General features: G+C 72.5%; 16 protein-coding genes. 9 read left to right on the top strand and 7 right to left on the bottom strand.

All coding sequences use genetic code 11. The features are described 5' to 3' along the window. Positions 1-19 precede the first annotated feature (19 nt). The gene (locus AB0C27_RS04630) at positions 20-625 is read left to right on the top strand and encodes a GNAT family protein (RefSeq protein ID WP_357837736.1); all 606 of its coding nucleotides are present in this window, start codon (positions 20-22) and stop codon (positions 623-625) included. Beyond that, a complete protein-coding gene (locus AB0C27_RS04625; RefSeq protein WP_357837733.1) occupies positions 622-1485 on the top strand; it encodes an alpha/beta fold hydrolase in 864 nt (287 codons plus the stop codon). Before AB0C27_RS04630 ends, AB0C27_RS04625 begins: the two co-directional genes overlap by 4 nt. Positions 1486-1501: 16 nt before the next feature. Here the strand turns inward: AB0C27_RS04625 and metE are convergent, their stop codons facing one another. Continuing rightward, on the bottom strand, positions 1502-3688 hold the full coding sequence (metE, locus tag AB0C27_RS04620; RefSeq protein ID WP_357837730.1) for a 5-methyltetrahydropteroyltriglutamate--homocysteine S-methyltransferase: 2187 nt from the start codon (positions 3686-3688) through the stop codon (positions 1502-1504). 84 nt (positions 3689-3772) lie between these two features. Here metE and AB0C27_RS04615 point away from each other — a divergent pair, with 84 nt between their 5' ends. Genes AB0C27_RS04615 through AB0C27_RS04605 form a run of 3 tightly spaced genes read left to right on the top strand, consistent with a single transcriptional unit; the run spans position 3773 to position 5991 of the window. After that, entirely contained in the window at positions 3773-4609 is an 837-nt protein-coding gene (locus tag AB0C27_RS04615; protein WP_346104369.1) for a LysR family transcriptional regulator, read from the top strand. A gap of 48 nt (positions 4610-4657) precedes the next feature. Continuing rightward, positions 4658-5146: a hypothetical protein gene (locus AB0C27_RS04610; protein WP_346104233.1), complete on the top strand. Its 489-nt coding sequence runs from the start codon at positions 4658-4660 to the stop codon at positions 5144-5146. Next, positions 5128-5991: an alpha/beta hydrolase gene (locus tag AB0C27_RS04605; protein WP_357837727.1), complete on the top strand. Its 864-nt coding sequence runs from the start codon at positions 5128-5130 to the stop codon at positions 5989-5991. Before AB0C27_RS04610 ends, AB0C27_RS04605 begins: the two co-directional genes overlap by 19 nt. Before the next feature lie 65 nt (positions 5992-6056). Here the strand turns inward: AB0C27_RS04605 and AB0C27_RS04600 are convergent, their stop codons facing one another. Further along, the gene (locus AB0C27_RS04600) at positions 6057-6737 is read right to left on the bottom strand and encodes a DNA alkylation repair protein (protein ID WP_357837724.1); all 681 of its coding nucleotides are present in this window, start codon (positions 6735-6737) and stop codon (positions 6057-6059) included. Then, on the bottom strand, positions 6734-7402 hold the full coding sequence (locus tag AB0C27_RS04595) for a TetR/AcrR family transcriptional regulator (protein WP_346104227.1): 669 nt from the start codon (positions 7400-7402) through the stop codon (positions 6734-6736). The genes AB0C27_RS04600 and AB0C27_RS04595 overlap by 4 nt, the downstream gene beginning before the upstream one ends. Before the next feature lie 97 nt (positions 7403-7499). Here AB0C27_RS04595 and AB0C27_RS04590 point away from each other — a divergent pair, with 97 nt between their 5' ends. From AB0C27_RS04590 to AB0C27_RS04580, 3 genes are all read left to right on the top strand, one after another. After that, positions 7500-8675 carry an acetyl-CoA C-acetyltransferase gene (locus tag AB0C27_RS04590; protein ID WP_357837720.1) on the top strand — a complete coding sequence of 392 codons (1176 nt, stop codon included), beginning with the start codon at positions 7500-7502 and terminating at the stop codon, positions 8673-8675. A 197-nt stretch (positions 8676-8872) separates the two neighbouring features. Beyond that, positions 8873-10351: a glycoside hydrolase family 3 N-terminal domain-containing protein gene (locus AB0C27_RS04585; protein WP_357837718.1), complete on the top strand. Its 1479-nt coding sequence runs from the start codon at positions 8873-8875 to the stop codon at positions 10349-10351. A 4-nt stretch (positions 10352-10355) separates the two neighbouring features. Then, positions 10356-11027, top strand: coding sequence for a pentapeptide repeat-containing protein (locus AB0C27_RS04580; RefSeq protein WP_357837715.1), 672 nt, complete (start codon positions 10356-10358; stop codon positions 11025-11027). 20 nt (positions 11028-11047) lie between these two features. Here AB0C27_RS04580 and AB0C27_RS04575 read toward each other — a convergent pair whose 3' ends face one another. The 4 genes from AB0C27_RS04575 to AB0C27_RS04560 are packed head-to-tail and all read right to left on the bottom strand — an operon-like array spanning position 11048 to position 14373. Continuing rightward, positions 11048-12109 carry a nitronate monooxygenase gene (locus AB0C27_RS04575; RefSeq protein WP_357837712.1) on the bottom strand — a complete coding sequence of 354 codons (1062 nt, stop codon included), beginning with the start codon at positions 12107-12109 and terminating at the stop codon, positions 11048-11050. Beyond that, positions 12106-12783 carry a CoA-transferase gene (locus AB0C27_RS04570; protein WP_357838019.1) on the bottom strand — a complete coding sequence of 226 codons (678 nt, stop codon included), beginning with the start codon at positions 12781-12783 and terminating at the stop codon, positions 12106-12108. Before AB0C27_RS04570 ends, AB0C27_RS04575 begins: the two co-directional genes overlap by 4 nt. A gap of 31 nt (positions 12784-12814) precedes the next feature. Then, complete coding sequence (locus tag AB0C27_RS04565; protein WP_357837709.1) at positions 12815-13588, bottom strand: CoA-transferase; 774 nt, start codon at positions 13586-13588, stop codon at positions 12815-12817. Positions 13589-13644: 56 nt separating this feature from the next. Continuing rightward, entirely contained in the window at positions 13645-14373 is a 729-nt protein-coding gene (locus AB0C27_RS04560; protein ID WP_357837706.1) for an enoyl-CoA hydratase family protein, read from the bottom strand. A gap of 40 nt (positions 14374-14413) precedes the next feature. On the opposite strand from AB0C27_RS04560, the gene AB0C27_RS04555 reads away from it, so the two are divergent. After that, positions 14414-15265, top strand: a complete 852-nt coding sequence (locus tag AB0C27_RS04555) for an SDR family oxidoreductase (protein WP_357837703.1) — start codon at positions 14414-14416, stop codon at positions 15263-15265. Positions 15266-15288: the final 23 nt, after the last annotated feature.

Genomic DNA, 15288 nt, shown 5'->3' with positions numbered 1-15288 from the left:
ATCTGCTTGGCTGCCTGCCATGACAACGTCGGCCTGGGTAGGCGAGCGCGTCCGGCTGCGTGCCAGAGAGCCGGAGGACTGGGAGGCCTTCCACGCCTTCGACGAGGACTCCGACGCCGTGCGCAGCGGCTGGCGGCTCACCCCGCCCACCTCGGTCGCCCGGGCGAAGAAGGCGGCGATCGAGCACGCCGAGGAGGAGCTCGACCTCGACGAGTTCTCCTTGGCGATCGCCACCAAGGCCGGCAACCTGCTGGTCGGCTCGGTCAACACCCACACGATCGACCGCGTCCACGGCACCTTCTCCTACGGCATCGCCGTCGGCACGCCGCACCAGCGCAAGGGCTACGCGAGCGAGGCCATCGTGCTGACCCTGCGCTACATGTTCTTCGAGCGCCGCTTCCAGAAGGCCGAGGCCTGGGTCTACGGCTACAACGACGCCTCGCTCGCCCTCCACCGCCGGCTGGGCTTCGTGGAGGAGGGCCGCCGGCGCAGGAGCCACTACGCCAACGGCCGCTATCACGACGAGGTGCTCTTCGGCATGACGGTCGAGGAGTACACCGAGCGTTACGCCGGCGGCCGGCCCACGAGCACCCGGCCCGCCACGACCAAGGGGACCGCACCATGACCGAGCAAACGGTCACCATCGACGGGATCGACCTGTGTTACGAGGTGTTCGGTGTCCCGGCCGACGCCACCGTGTTGTTGATCGCCGGCGGAGCACAGTCGATGATCTGGTGGGAAGAGGAGTTCTGCAGCAGGCTCGCCGAGGCGGGTCGCCGGGTCGTGCGTTATGACCACCGCGACACCGGCCGGTCGACCAGCTCACCGCCCGGACGACCGTCGTACACCGCCCACGATCTGACCACCGACCCACTGCGAATACTGGACGCCCTGGGGGTGGGCCGCGCGCACGTGGTCGGGCTGTCGATGGGAGGCGGCATCGCCCAGCGTATCGCTCTCGAACACGCCGAACGGGTGAGCACCTTGTGCCTGGCCTCAACCAGCCCCGCCGTCCCGGCCGAGCACGATCGCAGGCTCCCACCACCGAGACCGCAGGTGATGGCCACGTTCACCGACCCCGGACCCGAGCCCGACTGGACCGACCGGGACGCGGTGGTGGCCTATCGGGTCGAGGTGGAACGGCCGTACGCGGGAAGTCTCGGGTTCGACGAGCCGCACTACCGGCGGCTCGCTGCCCAGGAGGTCGATCGAACCCGGGACATGGCCGCCTCGATGACCAACCATTTCACCCTGGACGACGACACCCCGACCGGCTCCCGGCTCGACCAGATCACCACCCCCACCCTGGTCCTGCACGGCACCACCGACCCGATGTTCCCTCTTGAGCATGGCCAGGCCCTCGCCGCCGAGATCCCTGGCGCGCAGTTGGTCCCCCTCCCCGGCGCCGGGCATCAACAACCGCCACGAGAACTCTGGGACCTGGCCATCGCGGCAATCGTCGAGCACACCGAGCGTTACGCCTGAGCGGGGACGTCGAGCGTTACGCCTGAGCCTCCAGTTCGGCCCTGATCCGCCGGGTGGCGGTGACCACGTTGGCCAGTGCGGCCTCGACCTGCTCGTACGTACGCGTCTTCAGCCCGCAGTCCGGGTTGACCCAGACCCGTTCCGCCGGCAGCGCCGCCACGGTTCTGCGCAGCAGTTCCTCGACCTCCTCGACGCCGGGCACCCGGGGCGAGTGGATGTCGTAGACCCCCGGGCCGAGCCCGCGCCCGAACGCCGCCACCGTCCCCAGGATCCGCGCCCCCGACCGGGCCGACTCGATCGTCGTGACGTCGGCGTCCAGGCCGTCGATGGCGGCCAGGATCTGGTCGGCGTCCGAATAGCACAGGTGCGTGTGGATCTGTGTGCGGTCGCTGGCCCCGGACGTGGCCCGCCGGTAGGCCGCCACCGCCCACTCCAGGTAGTCGTCCTGCGCCGCCCGCCGCAGCGGCAGCAGCTCGCGCAGCGCCGGCTCGTCCACCTGGACGATCGACAGCCCGGCCGCCTCCAGGTCGCGGACCTCCTCCCTGACGGCGTCGGCCACCTGGAACACCACGTCGCGCAGCGGCAGGTCGTCCCGGACGAAGGACCAGGCCACGATCGTGACCGGGCCGGTGAGCATGCCCTTGACCGGCCGGTCCGTGAGCGACTGCGCGTACGTGGACCAGCGCACCGTGATCGGCCCGGGACGGCTCACGTCGCCGTGCAGGATCGGCGGGCGGGTGCAGCGCGACCCGTACGACTGCACCCAGCCGTTCCTGGTGACCGCGAACCCGTCGAGGTGCTCGGCGAAGTACTGCACCATGTCGTTGCGCTCGGGCTCCCCGTGCACGAGGACGTCGAGGCCGAGCCGCTCCTGGAGCCGGATCGCCCGCTCGATCTCCGCCTCGACCCGCCGCTCGTACTCCTCCTGGCTCAGCGTCCCCGCCGTCAGGGCCGCGCGGGCCGCGCGCAGCTCACCGGTCTGCGGGAACGAGCCGATCGTGGTGGTGGGCAGGACGGGCAGCCGCAGGTGCGCCTTTTGAGCGGCGGCGCGGTCGGCGTACGAGCCACGCCCCTCGGTCACCACCGGCGCCGGCAGCGCCACGGACAGTCCGGGCGGCCCGGCCGGCAGGGAGCCGCGGAAGTCGGCCCGCGCCAGCGCCACGACCTCGGCCACCTTCTCCTCCGCGAACGCCAGCCGCGCCTTCAGCTCCGGCGCGAGGTCAGGCTCGTCCGCGACCGAGTAGGGCACGTGCTGGAGCGAGCACGAGGTGGACACCACGACCTGCGCGGCGCGTACGGCGCCCAGAGCGGCCAGCGCGCGCTCCGGCGAGGTGCGCCACACGTCCCGCCCGGACACCACGCCCGCGACCACGGTCTTGCCGCTCAGATCGACACCGGGCACCCCGCCCCTGACCAGGTCGATCCCGATGGCCTCGACCGGCGTGGCGGCCAGCTCGGGCAGCGACTCGCCGAGGTCGCCGAAGTACGACGCCACGAACAGCGCGGGCCGCGTGCCCAGGGCGCCCAGCCGTTCGTAGGCGGTCCTGACGGCGGCCAGCTCCTCCGGCGTCCTGTCGCCCACCAGCGCGGGCTCGTCGAGCTGCACCCACGCGACCCCTTCCGCCGCCAGCGCGGCCAGCAGCTCCTCGTAGCAGGCCAGCACCTCGTCCAGCCGGTCCAGGGCCGAGCCGAGCAGCAGGAACGTCACCGGCCCCACCACCACGGGCCGCGTCTCGTACCCCAGCGCCCGCGCCTGCCGCACTTCGGCCAACGGCTTGGCGGCGTCCAGCTTGAACACGGTCTCCGGTCCGATCTCGGGCACGATGTAGTGGTAGTTCGTGTCGAACCACTTCGTCATCCGCAGCGGCGCCAGTCCGTCGGTGCCCCTGGCCATCGCGAAGTAGGGGTCGGCCGCGTCGCGGTAGCGGGCCGGCACCGCGCCGAGCAGCACCGCCGTGTCCAGCACCTGGTCATATAGCGAGAACGTGTTCGACGGCAGCCCTTCGAGGCCCAGCTCGGCCAGCCGGTGCCAGGTGCGCTCCCTGATCTCGGCGCCCACCCGGTCGAGCTCCGCCCGGCTCGCCCGCCCGTCCCAGTACGACTCCAGCGCCCGCTTCAGCTCGCGCCGCGGTCCGACCCGCGGATATCCGAGCACGGTGGACGCGGGAAACGGCCCGGGGGAAGACGGGATAAGTGCTGACATGTTCTGGTGCTCCTTCGAGATCGTTCAGGTCGGTGGAATGCTGCCGATTGCCGGAACGTCATGCACCATGGATTTGTGCTGCTTATGCTTCGGGAGATCCAGTGCTTCGCGCGGGTCGCGGAACGGCTCAGCTTCTCGGCCGCCGCCGCCGACGTGGGGATGTCCCAGCCCGCCATGAGCCAGGCCATCACCCGGCTCGAACGTGCCACCGGGGTCAGGCTCTTCGAGCGGAGCGCCCGCGAGGTGCGGCTCACCGCCGCGGGCAAGGCGCTGCTGGCGTACGCGGAGCAGGTGATCGACTCGGTCCAGGCGTTCGGCGCGGAGGCTGCCCGGCTGGCTCGGCCGACCATTCACCTGGCTTATCCACCCCTTGTCGGGACGCTGGCCGCCCGGATCGTCAGGCGGCTGGCGACGCGCACCCCCGCGGTCGGGGTCGAGCTGCGCGCCGCCGGGCGCGACGAGGCCGCGCGGGCGCTGGCGGACGGCGAGGTCTCGGCGGCCATCCTGGCCACGCCGGCGCCCGCCCGGTTCGTCACGGCGGCCAGGTTCCACGTCACCGTCGACCATCTGGCCGTTCCCGCCGGGCACCGCCTGGAGTCCCTTCCGCGAGTGAGTCCGGCCGAGCTGGGCGGCCAGGTGCTCCTCACGCCGGGCAGCCGCCCGTGGCCTGGGCTGCCCGGCCGCTCCCGGCTGGTGGCCGACGACTTCGCCGCCGCCCTCGACCTGGTGGCCGCAGGGGCGGGCCTGCTGCCCATCCCGCAGCTCATGGTCAGGACGATCCGGCGGGACGACGTGCGCTTCGTGCCGCTGGAGGCGGGCGATCTGCGGATCACGTACGCGCTGGCGTGGTCGAAGGAACGGGTCACCCCGGAGCTGATGGCCCTGGTCCAAGCCGTCCAGGACGCCCTGTGGACGAGGTGACTCCGACTACTTGACGTCGGCGCGCAAGTACTTGCTATCTTGTGTCAAGTGACGACCACGGAAGACCACGTCGAGCTGGTGGCCGAGCTGGTGCGCCTGCTGGAGACGCGCATCCTCGACCCGCTGGAGATCCTGCTGACCTCCGACGAGCTGCTGAGCCCCGTCAGGGCGCGGCTGCGCGTGGAGGCCGAGGTGTGGGCCGCGCAACTGCTGGGCGCCGACAGGGAGCGGGCCACCGCGACCGCGGCCAGGCTCATCGGCGTGCTCTTCCCCGGCGACGGACCCTTCGACCCGCCCGACTCGTGGTGGCGAAGCGCGCTCGGCCGGGCCGTGGCCCGCACGGCCGGGCACCCCACGGCGGCGGCGGTGCCGTACGCCACGGCGGGCGCGATGCTCGGCATCACCCGGCAGGGCGTGCACGACCTGGTCAAGCGGGGCAAGCTCGACCGGCACCCCGACGGCGGCGTCACCACCTCCTCCATTCGCGACCGGCTCAACCGACCCCAGGAGAGCATCCCGTGGCACCGCAAGACCTGATCATCGATGACCGCCTTGTCAGCCTTGCCGTCCGCGATCACGGCGGCGACGGGCCTCCCGTGCTGCTGCTGCACGGCCTCGGCGGCACCCTGCTGCACTGGGACGCCCTCGCGCCGCCGCTGACGGGCAGTCGCCGCGTCGTGGCGATGGACCTGCGCGGCCACGGCCGCTCGGGCGACGGCCCGTGGGACTGGGAGGCCGTCCTCGACGACGTGCAGGCCGTCGTCGACCACCTCGGCCTGGACGCGCCCCTGGTGGCCGGACACTCGCTCGGCGGCATGATCGCGATTCGCTGGGGCCTGCGTCACCCGGACGGCCCGGGGATCGTCAACCTCGACGGCCTGCGCTCGGCCGAGACCGCGCCGCGCCACTACGCCGGCCTCGCGGAGGAGGAGGTGACCGCGCTGCTGGCGGAGCTGAAGGCCGTCTTCGACGCCCAGGCCGCGGCGATGGCCCAGCCGCTGCCCGAGGAGCACGTCGCGATGTTCCCCCAGCGGGCGCTGCGCCACACGGCCGACGGCGTCTACGCGCGCCCCGACGCCGAGCTGGCCGCGCGGGTCAGGTACGACCCGCACTTCCAGGACAGCGTCCCCGCGGTGGCGGACCTGCGCTGCCCGGCCCTGTTCGTGCTGGCCACCAGGAACCTGCCGGGGCTGCCCGGCCGGACCGGCGACCTCATGCCGGCGCTGCGCGCGGGCATCCGCCGCGACCTGACGGCGCTCACCGCCGACCGCCCGCACCTGCGCGTGCTCGAACTGGACGCCAGCCACAACATGCTCGATGAGCAGCCCGAGCGCATCGCCGAAGCCGTGCTGTCACTGCGCGCACAGCCTGCCGGGGCCTGAACACCGGGGCCGATCATTGGGCCTGACCACCGGGCTGATCGCCGGCCCGATCATAGGGGCCTGATCTACTGGGCCGGCAGGTTCTTGAGCGCCTCGCGGCGGCTGAGCCCCGAGATGCCCTTGGCCTTCACGTAGCGGATCACCTCGCCGGGATTGGTCTTGGCGAACTCGCGTAAGGCCCAGCCGATCGCCTTGCGGGCGAAGAAGTCGTTGTCCGAAAGACTCGGCTCGATGCACGCGTACAACAGAGCCGTGTCCGTACGCGACTTGAACCGGTTCTGGCACAGGATGGCCGTGCGCCGCTTCCACAGGTCGTCGTCGTGCGCCCACTCCAGCATGAGCGGCCGCATCGAGTCGGGATAGACGGCCAGCAGCCCGCCGACGCGATGGGTGGCCAGCTCGTCGACCAGGTCCCACCAGGCGCCGGTGACGATCATCTCCTCGTACATCGGCACGGTGTAGAGGGTCTGGAACTCCCGGTAGAGGTGATAGCCGGACAGCTCGACGGCGGCGTAGCGCTCCTCGCGGAATTCGGCCTCGCGCCACAGCGACAGCACGGCGCGCCGCCACTCGGGAGCGCTGCCCAGCCGGTGTTCGCCGAACACCTTCCGCAGCGCCGCCCGCCGGGGTACCGCCTTGACGCCGAGGAAGGGCATGGTGGACTTCATGTAGGCGCGCATGGTCTCGGCCTTGGCGGGCTCGGCCGCCTCCTGCAGTGCCAGGCGCACCGCCTTGCCGAGGCTCATCCCTTTTGGGTGGTGCGCTCGCCGGTGGCGAGCCCGTCGAAGAGCACGGTGATGTAGTGCTCCGCCAGGCCGGCCGTGTTGAGCCTGCCGCCGGGGCGGAACCAGCGCACCGCCACCCAGATCGTGTCCCTGATCATCCGGTAGGTCAGCTTGGGGTCGACGTCGGCCCGGAACAGCCCGGCCGCCTGCCCCGCCTTGATCTGCGAGACCCAGATCTGCTCGACCTCGTCCTCGGCCTTGACCAGGTAGTTGAAGCGCTCGAACTGGCGCAGGTAGTTCCAGTCGTTCTGCATCACCGTGATGGCGGCGCGGTGGGGCTCCAGCGTGCCGAAGCCGATGCGCACCATCTCCGACAGCACGGTGCGGGGGTCGGCCTTGGTGTCGAGGGCGGCGCGGTAGCGGGCGATGAGGTCGTCGAGGAAGGTGGACAGCACCTCGTCGACGATCGTCTCCTTGGAGTCGAAGTGGTGGTAGAGACTTCCGGAGAGGATGCCCGCCTCGTCGGCGATCTCGCGTACGGTCGTGGCCTGGAAGCCCTTGCGCGCGAAGAGCTCCGCAGCGAGCTTGACGAGGTGGTCGCGACGCTCGGACGCCGACCCCGATGAGGTCGCGCGCTGGCGCTTGGCCGGGGCGGCGGTGGTGCCGGAGTTCTTTCGCGTGGTCACGACACCATTATGAGCCATCGGACAATCGCTTGTTCACCTTACCGGCCCAGCTCATACGGCATTCCCGCACATACCAAGCGCTTGCTACGATATCGGGATGAGTGAGGCGTACATCGTCGGCGCCGTCCGCACCCCCGTCGGGCGCAGGAACGGCGGGCTGTCCGGAGCCCACCCCGCCGACCTCGGCGCGCACGTGCTCAAAGAGCTGATGTACCGCGCCGACGCCGACCCGTCCGCCGTCGAGGACGTGATCTTCGGCTGCGTGGACACCATCGGCCCCCAGGCCGGCGACGTCGCGCGCACCTGCTGGCTCGCGGCGGGCCTGCCGGAGGAGGTGCCGGGCGTCACGATCGACCGCCAGTGCGGCTCCTCGCAGCAGGCGCTGCACTTCGCCGCCCAGGCCGTGCTGTCCGGCACGAACGACCTGGTGGTGGCCGGGGGTGTGCAGAACATGAGCATGATCCCCATCTCCTCCGCGATGCTCGCGGGCCGGCCGCTCGGGCACGAGACGCCGTTCTCCGGTTCCAAGGGCTGGGCGCAGCGGTACGGCACCCAGGAGGTCTCCCAGTTCACCGGCGCCGAGCTGATCGCCGAGCGCTGGGGCATCTCGCGCGAGGAGATGGAACGGTACGCGTACGAGTCGCACCGCCGGGCCCTGCACGCCATCGACGCCGGGCACTTCGGGCGCGAGATCGCCCCCTTCGAAGGCGTCGCCGTGGACGAGGGCCCGCGCAGGGACACCACCCGCGAGCGGATGGCCGCGCTCAGGCCACTGACGGACGGCGGCCGCCTGACCGCCGCCCTGGCCTCCCAGATCTCCGACGGCGCCGCCGCCCTGCTCGTCGCCTCGCCCCGCGCGGTGCGCGAGCACGGCCTGGCGCCGCGCGCCCGCGTGCACCATTTGTCGGCGCGCGGCGACGACCCGATCATGATGCTCTCCGCTCCCATCCCCGCCACCGTGCACGCGCTAGGGATGACCGGCCTGTCCATCGGGGACTTCGACGCGATCGAGATCAACGAGGCGTTCGCCTCCGTCGTGCTGGCCTGGATGCAGGAGACCGGCGCCGACCCCGCCAGGGTCAACCCGAACGGCGGCTCCATCGCCCTCGGCCATCCGCTCGGCGCGACCGGCGCCGTGCTGGCGGTCAAGCTGCTGCACGAGCTGGAGCGGACCGGCGGCAGGTACGGCCTGCTCACCATGTGCGAGGGCGGCGGCCAGGCGAACGTCACGATCATCGAACGACTCGCCACGCCCGGCCCGGAATCGCCCTGACGGACCGGGGCCTGGGGGTGGGGGACGCCCGGTTCGACATGGGCCGGGCGGATGGCGAGCCAGGGCCGGCCGGGGGTCAGGAGCCGGGCGGATCGTGAGCCGGGCTCGCTATGAGTCGGGTCTGTCATGATAGGAAACGGGCTGACGTCAGAAAATGCCTCTAGCAAATAGGAAACTTTCCTATTAGATTGCAGACCATGCCCCTGAGCGGTGACCTGCTTCGCCTCGCCGACGCCGTCCTCTTCCCCGGTTTCACCGGACACGACCCTCCCGACTGGATCCGCCGCCGGCTCGGCGCGGGGCTGGCCGGCGTGGTGCTGTTCTCGCGCAACATCGCCGACCCCGCCCAGGTGGCCCGGCTCACGGCCGCCCTGCGCGCGGAGAACCCCGAGGTGCTCGTCGGCACCGACGAGGAGTCCGGCGAGGTCACCAGGCTGGAGGCGGACACCGGCAGCAGCCGCCCCGGCGGATACGCGCTCGGCGTCGTGGACGACGTGGACCTCACCGAGTCGCTGGCCGCCGGCCTCGGCGCGGACCTGGCCGGGGCGGGCATCTCCCTCGACTTCGCCCCCTCCGCCGACGTCAACTCCAACCCGGACAACCCGGTCATCGGGTTGCGGGCCTTCGGCGCGGACCCCGCGCTGGTCGCCCGGCACACCAGGGCGTTCGTCCGCGGGCTGCAGTCGGCCGGGGTGGCCGCCTGCGCCAAGCACTTCCCCGGGCACGGGGACACCTCCGTGGACTCGCACCACGGGGTGCCGGTCGTCGCCGAGAGCGGGATCGAGGACGCGCTGTTCCCTTTTCGCGAGGCCATCGCCGAAGGGGTCAAGGCGGTCATGACCGGCCACCTCCTGGTGCCGTCGTACGACGCCGAACTGCCCGCCACGCTCAGCCCCAAAGTGCTCACCGGGCTGCTGCGGGAGGAGCTCGGCTTCGACGGAATGATCATCACTGACGGCATCGAGATGGCCGCCGTGGCGGGCGCGTACGGGATCGGCGGCGCCTCCGCCCGAGCCCTGGCCGCCGGGGCGGACGCCATCTGCGTCGGCGGTGAGCACGCCGACGAGGCCACCGCGGCCGGGATCCGCGACGCGATCGCGGCGGCGGTGACCAGCGGGCTGCTGCCCGAGGAGCGACTGGCGGACGCCGCTCGCAGGGTCCGCGAGCTGGCCACGTGGGCCGCCTCCTCGGGCAGTCCGGCCCCCGCCGACGGCCACGTCGGCCTGACCGCGGCCCGCCGGGCGATCCGCCTCACCCGCCGCTCCACCGCGGCCGTGCTCCCGCTCGGCCCCGAGCCCTGCGTGGTGGAGCTGGCGCCGGAGATGAACCTGGCCATCGACAGGAAGACCCCGTGGGGCGTCGGCGAGCCCCTGACCCGGCTGCGCCCCGGCACCTCCACCGTCCGCCTGACGGCGGGCCGGACCACCGGCCCCGAGCTGGAGCGGGTGATCGGCCGGGCCGCCGGCCGTCCGCTGGTCGTGGTGGTCAGGGACGTGCACCGCCACCGCTGGCAGTCGGAGGCCCTGAGCCACCTGCTCAGCGCCCGCCCCGACGCCGTGGTCGTGGAGATGGGCCTGCCCGCCAGGTCCGACCTGGGGGCCGTGCACATCGCCACGTACGGCTCCGCGCGAGTCTGCGGCCAGGCCGCGGCGGAGGTGCTGACCGGTAGTCTCTGAGATCGTGAACTTCGACGGCGAGGACCTCTCACACAAGGCGCTGGGCGACCGGCTTCCCCAGGGGGAGACCCATGTCTTCCGCGAGTGCGACCTGACGGAGACCGACCTGTGGGGCGCCTCGCTGGCCGGGGCGCGGTTCGAGTCGTGCGTGCTGGAGCAGACCGACTTCCGCAAGGCCGACCTCGACGGGGCGGTCTTCAAGGGCGGCGGCGGGATGCGCATCAGGTTCAGCGACGCCGACCTCATCGACGCGACCTTCACCGACGTGGACCTGTCGTCGGCCCGGTTCGGCGGCGCGCTGCTGACCGACGTCTCCTTCACCGGCTGCCGCATGATCGGTGCCTCGCTCACCGGCTCCAGGGGCACCGGCTTCAAGGTCGCGCGCTCCAACCTGACGCTGGCCAACCTCGGCGGCTGCTCGCTGCGCGGCGAGGTGATCGAGGGCGTGCGCTTCGACGACGCCGACCTGTCCGGCTGCGACTTCACCCAGGCCACGCTGAGCGACTGCCGGCTCATCGGCGCGCGGCTGCTGCTGACCAAGTTCCAGCAGGCCGACCTGCGCGGGGCCGATCTGGGGCAGCCGGACGACGACAGGCTGCGCGCGTTCGCGGGTGCCGTGATCAACCAGACGCAGGCCAACGCCATCCTCGCGGCCCGCGGCATCACCGTCCTGTAGCCGCCGCGTCGTACGTGGCGTCACCGTCCTGTGGGTGCCTCGTCCTGGAGGGACGTGCTCGCGGGCAGGCGGGCCAGTGTCGCCTCCGCCTCCGCCATGACGCGCTCGACCAGCTCACGGCAGGACGGCAGGTCGTCGATCACCGTGACCACCTGCCCCGAGGCCATCACCCCCAGGTCCACTCTGCCCTCCACCATGGCCGCCCGCAGCAGCACCGGTGTGTTCGCCGCCTGCAGCACCTGCGCCCACGTCAGCTCGCGGCCCCGCCGCATCCGCCGTCCCTCGCGCAGCATCGACCGCCAGGACAGCCCCGACAGCCGCTTGAACCTGGCCCCGTTCACCACCGCCCTGACCAGGCGGGAACGTTCGAGCGAGGCCACGAACGGCGTGCTCAGCACCCGGTGCGGCACCCCGTCCACGTCGCGGGTCACCACGGTCTCGCGCGCCGCCAGGTAGAACCGCTTCACCTCGTCGGGCACCGGCGAGTCGGCGGTCAGCAGGAACCGGGTGCCCATGGCGATCCCGCAGGCCCCGTACGCCAGCGCCGCCACCAGCCCGCGCCCGTCGAAGAAGCCGCCCGCCGCGATCACCGGGATGTCCACCGCGTCCACGACCTGCGGCAGCAGCAGGGTGGTCGCCACCGGCCCCGTGTGCCCCCCGCCCTCGCCGCCCTGTACGATCACCGCGTCGGCGCCCCACGCCGCGACCTTCTCCGCGTGCCGGCGCGCCCCCACCGACGGGATCGTCACCACGCCCGCGTCCTTGAGCCGGGCGATCAGCTCGCGGCGCGGCGCCAGCGCGAACGACGCCACCCGCACGCCCTCCTTGATCAGCACCTCGATCCTGGCCGCCGCGTCGTCGGCGTCGGCACGCAGGTTCACCCCGAAGGGGGCGTCCGTCCGCTCCTTGACCCGCCTGATCGCCGCGGTCATCTCGGGCACCGACATGGTGGCCGACCCGATCACGCCCAGGCCGCCCGCCGCCGACGTGGCCGCGGCCAGCCGGGCCCCGGCGACGTACCCCATGCCGGTCTGCACGATCGGATGCCGGCAGCCGACCAGCGACGTCAGCGCGGTCCTCACGCCGGCACCTCCCGGTCGCGCAGGCGACCGGGGTCGAGGCGGTCGAGCACGCGCAGCTCCTCCTCGGTCGGCTCCCGCGTACGGGGGACGTCGTCGCCGGCGCCGGCCAGCTCGAACCCGGTCGCGGCGACCACGTCGGCCACGCTCACCCCAGGATGCGTCGACACCAGCCGCATCGCCCCGCCGGGCCCGCCGAAGTCGAGCACGGCCAGGTTCGTCACCACCCGGCGCAGCTCGAACGCGCCCCTGTCGGTGCCGAGCCCGCTGACCATGTCCACCTCGGGGACGAACACCCTGGTCGAGTGCCGGGGGATCCAGTAGCTCGTCGGGTCGCAGCGGGTGTTCCCCGGGGCGCCGCGCACACCGAGCAGCTGCGCCTTGGGCCTGGCCCAGTCGCCGACGCAGGAGATGTTCGTGTTGCCGTGCCGGTCGATCTGGCTGGCTCCGAGCATGACGTGCCGCCGCCCGTTCAGCACCAGCCACAGGTGCTCGCGGAAGGGCAGCCACCCCTCCACCACCTGCGGTGCCTCGCCGAGCGCGGGCACGTCGCCGGTGAGCAGGCAGACGCCGTCGTGGGTGAGCAGGTCAGGTTCGAACGTGAGCCGGGCCAGCCGCGCGGCCAGCACCGTGACCGCCCCGCCGATCCCGGCCGCGAGGATCTCCCCGTCGCCCATGAACGCCTCCGCGCAGGCCACCACGCACACGTCAGCCCTGCTCACGGAAGTCCTCCCACGGAGTCTCCACGTATCGCCGCTGCTCGGCCTCGTCGCGGCCGTAGTCGGGCTCGCACGAGGTGAACCCGGCGCCGCCCGGCGCCTCCACCACGCCCGCCACCATCGAGCGGCTGATCAGCAACGACTGCACCGGCCCCTCCTTCAGCAGGTCCGCCGGGTCCACCAGCCGCTCGCACGAGACGTAGCAGCGCCCGGCGGCCTTGGCGTAGAGGTCGTCGAAGTACGGGTCGGGGCCCAGGTATTGGGCGTTGCCCCGCGCGTCGGCCCGGTTCACGTGCACGAGCGCCACGTCGGGCCTCAGCGCCGGCACCGCCACCAGCTCCTCCCCGTCCGCGTACGGCGACCGCACGGTCCGCAGCTCCGGGTTGACCCGCATCACGTCCGAGCCCATCCCGGCCCGCGTCGGCAGGAACGGCAGCCGGTGCGCCCCGGCCAGCAGGCCGAACATGAACATGCCCTCGTCGTACTCGGTGAACTCGATCGCCCCCGTCTGGCGGGCCCTTCTGAAGTGCGGTTCGAGGGGGATGGAGTCGAGGGTCACGAACGGGGCCACGACCCTGCGCACCTTTCCCGCCGCGCAGAGCATGCCGACGTCGGGGCCGCCGTACGAGATGAGGGTGAGGTCGCGGACGGGGGAGCGGAGCAGGGCCTGGACGAGAGCCATGGGCTTGCGGCGCGAGCCCCAGCCGCCGATCCCGACCGCCATCCCGCTCTCCACGGACGCGGCCACCTGCTCGGCCGTCATCACCTTGCTCCCCGGGCGTGCTCCCAGATCGGCCGCCGGTTCGTTGGCCGATGCGCTCACTCGAACCGCTCCCTGTGCCGCTCGCCGATGCCCAGGAGGTTCAGCTCGAAGGTGAAGCCCTGCTCGAAGCGGTAGCTGCGGTTGACGTCCATCGGGTCGATGCCGTTGAGCGACTCCTTCGCGCGCCGGATCACGTACGGGTCCTTGGCCGCGATCTGCCCCGCCACCTCCATCGCCGCCTCGTGCAGCTTGTCGCGCGGCACCACCTCCAGGACGGACCCGAAGGCGTGCAGTTCGGCGGCGGTGACGTTTCTGCACGTGTAGACCATGGCTCGGACGAGATGCTGCGGCACCAGCCTGGACAGGTGCGTGGCGGCTCCCAGCGCGCCTCTGTCCACCTCGGGCAGGCCGAAGTAGGCGTCCTCGCCGGCCACCACCACGTCCGCGTTCCCCACCAGCCCGACGCCGCCGCCCAGGCAGTGCCCGTGCACGGCCGCGATCACCGGCACCGCGCACTCGTACACGGCGGCGAACGCCTCGTAGCAGGCCCGGTTGGCCCCGACCAGCGCGGCGTGCCCCTCGCTGTCGCGCATCTCCTTGATGTCCACTCCGGCGTTGAACCCGCGCCCTTCGGCCCGCAGCACGACCACCCGGGTCGCGGGGTCCTCGCCGGCCGCCCGCACGAGGCGGGCCAGCTTCTCCCAGTCCCGCACGGCCAGTGCGTTCACCGGCGGCAGGTCAACGACCACCTCGGCGACCGCTCCGCCCAGCAACGTGATGCCCATCTCCCCCCTTACCTAACGCTTGCTTGGTACGGTAGCACTCGTGACCGTGACTTACGACTACGCGGGCAAGCGCGTCCTGGTGACCGGCGGCACCAAGGGAATCGGCGCCGGCATCGCCGCCGCCTTCGCCTCGGCCGGCGCCGAGGTCACCGTCTGCGCCAGAACCCCACCCACCGCCCGTGACCATCACTCCGGCGATACCGGAGCGGTCGGGCGCGGCGCCGTCCCGGCCGGGGGGTTCCGTTTCGTCCAGGCCGACGTGCGCGATCCTTCGGACGTCGAGCGGCTGATCTCGGGGTTCGACCGGCTCGACGTCGTGGTCAACAACGCGGGCGGCTCGCCCCCCGCACCCCTGGAGGGCACGTCGCCGCGCCTGCACGCCCGCGTCATCGAGCTCAACCTGACGGCTCCGCTGCTGGTCTCGCAGTGCGCGTACCCGCTGCTCGCCGAGGCGGGCGGGGCCGTGGTGATGATCGGCAGCGCCAGCGGCGCCCGCCCCTCACCCGGCACCTCCGCGTACGGCGCCGCCAAAGCCGGCCTGCACCACCTGGCCCGCTGCCTGGCCGCCGAGTGGGCCCCCCGGGTGCGGGTCAACACGGTCGTCGTGGGCCTGGCCACCACCCGGGACGCCGACACCCGGGACGCCGGATCCCAGGATGCCGGAGCCCGGGACCTCGGCACTCGGGGCGCCGGTGCCCACGGCGCGGCGGACCACTATGGCGGCCGGGCGGATCTCGACGGCCGGGCCATCCCGGCCGGGCGGATGGCCACACCGGCCGACGTGGCCCAGGCCTGCCTGTGGCTGGCCGCCCCCGGCTACGTGACCGGCGCGGAGGTGCGAGTGGACGGCGGCGGCGAGATCCCCGCCTGGCGCCACCTCGTCGCGGACTGAACGGCGGCCAGCACGGGAGCCGG

This window comes from Nonomuraea sp. NPDC048882 (genome assembly GCF_040649755.1).
Classification (GTDB): Bacteria; Actinomycetota; Actinomycetes; order Streptosporangiales; family Streptosporangiaceae; genus Nonomuraea; species Nonomuraea maheshkhaliensis.
This window is presented reverse-complemented; position numbering and strand designations above follow the sequence as displayed.

Bases quoted from the DNA above. Each gene is read 5' to 3' on its own strand.
- AB0C27_RS04625 (WP_357837733.1), top strand. From the start codon at position 622: ATGACCGAGCAAACGGTCACCATCGACGGGATCGACCTGTGTTACGAG.
- AB0C27_RS04585 (WP_357837718.1), top strand. From the start codon at position 8,873: ATGCCCCTGAGCGGTGACCTGCTTCGCCTCGCCGACGCCGTCCTCTTC.
- AB0C27_RS04570 (WP_357838019.1), bottom strand. From the start codon at position 12,783: ATGGGCGACGGGGAGATCCTCGCGGCCGGGATCGGCGGGGCGGTCACG.
- AB0C27_RS04615 (WP_346104369.1), top strand. From the start codon at position 3,773: ATGCTTCGGGAGATCCAGTGCTTCGCGCGGGTCGCGGAACGGCTCAGC.
- metE (WP_357837730.1), bottom strand. From the start codon at position 3,688: ATGTCAGCACTTATCCCGTCTTCCCCCGGGCCGTTTCCCGCGTCCACC.
- AB0C27_RS04565 (WP_357837709.1), bottom strand. From the start codon at position 13,588: ATGACGGCCGAGCAGGTGGCCGCGTCCGTGGAGAGCGGGATGGCGGTC.
- AB0C27_RS04600 (WP_357837724.1), bottom strand. From the start codon at position 6,737: ATGAGCCTCGGCAAGGCGGTGCGCCTGGCACTGCAGGAGGCGGCCGAG.
- AB0C27_RS04590 (WP_357837720.1), top strand. From the start codon at position 7,500: ATGAGTGAGGCGTACATCGTCGGCGCCGTCCGCACCCCCGTCGGGCGC.
- AB0C27_RS04630 (WP_357837736.1), top strand. From the start codon at position 20: ATGACAACGTCGGCCTGGGTAGGCGAGCGCGTCCGGCTGCGTGCCAGA.
- AB0C27_RS04560 (WP_357837706.1), bottom strand. From the start codon at position 14,373: ATGGGCATCACGTTGCTGGGCGGAGCGGTCGCCGAGGTGGTCGTTGAC.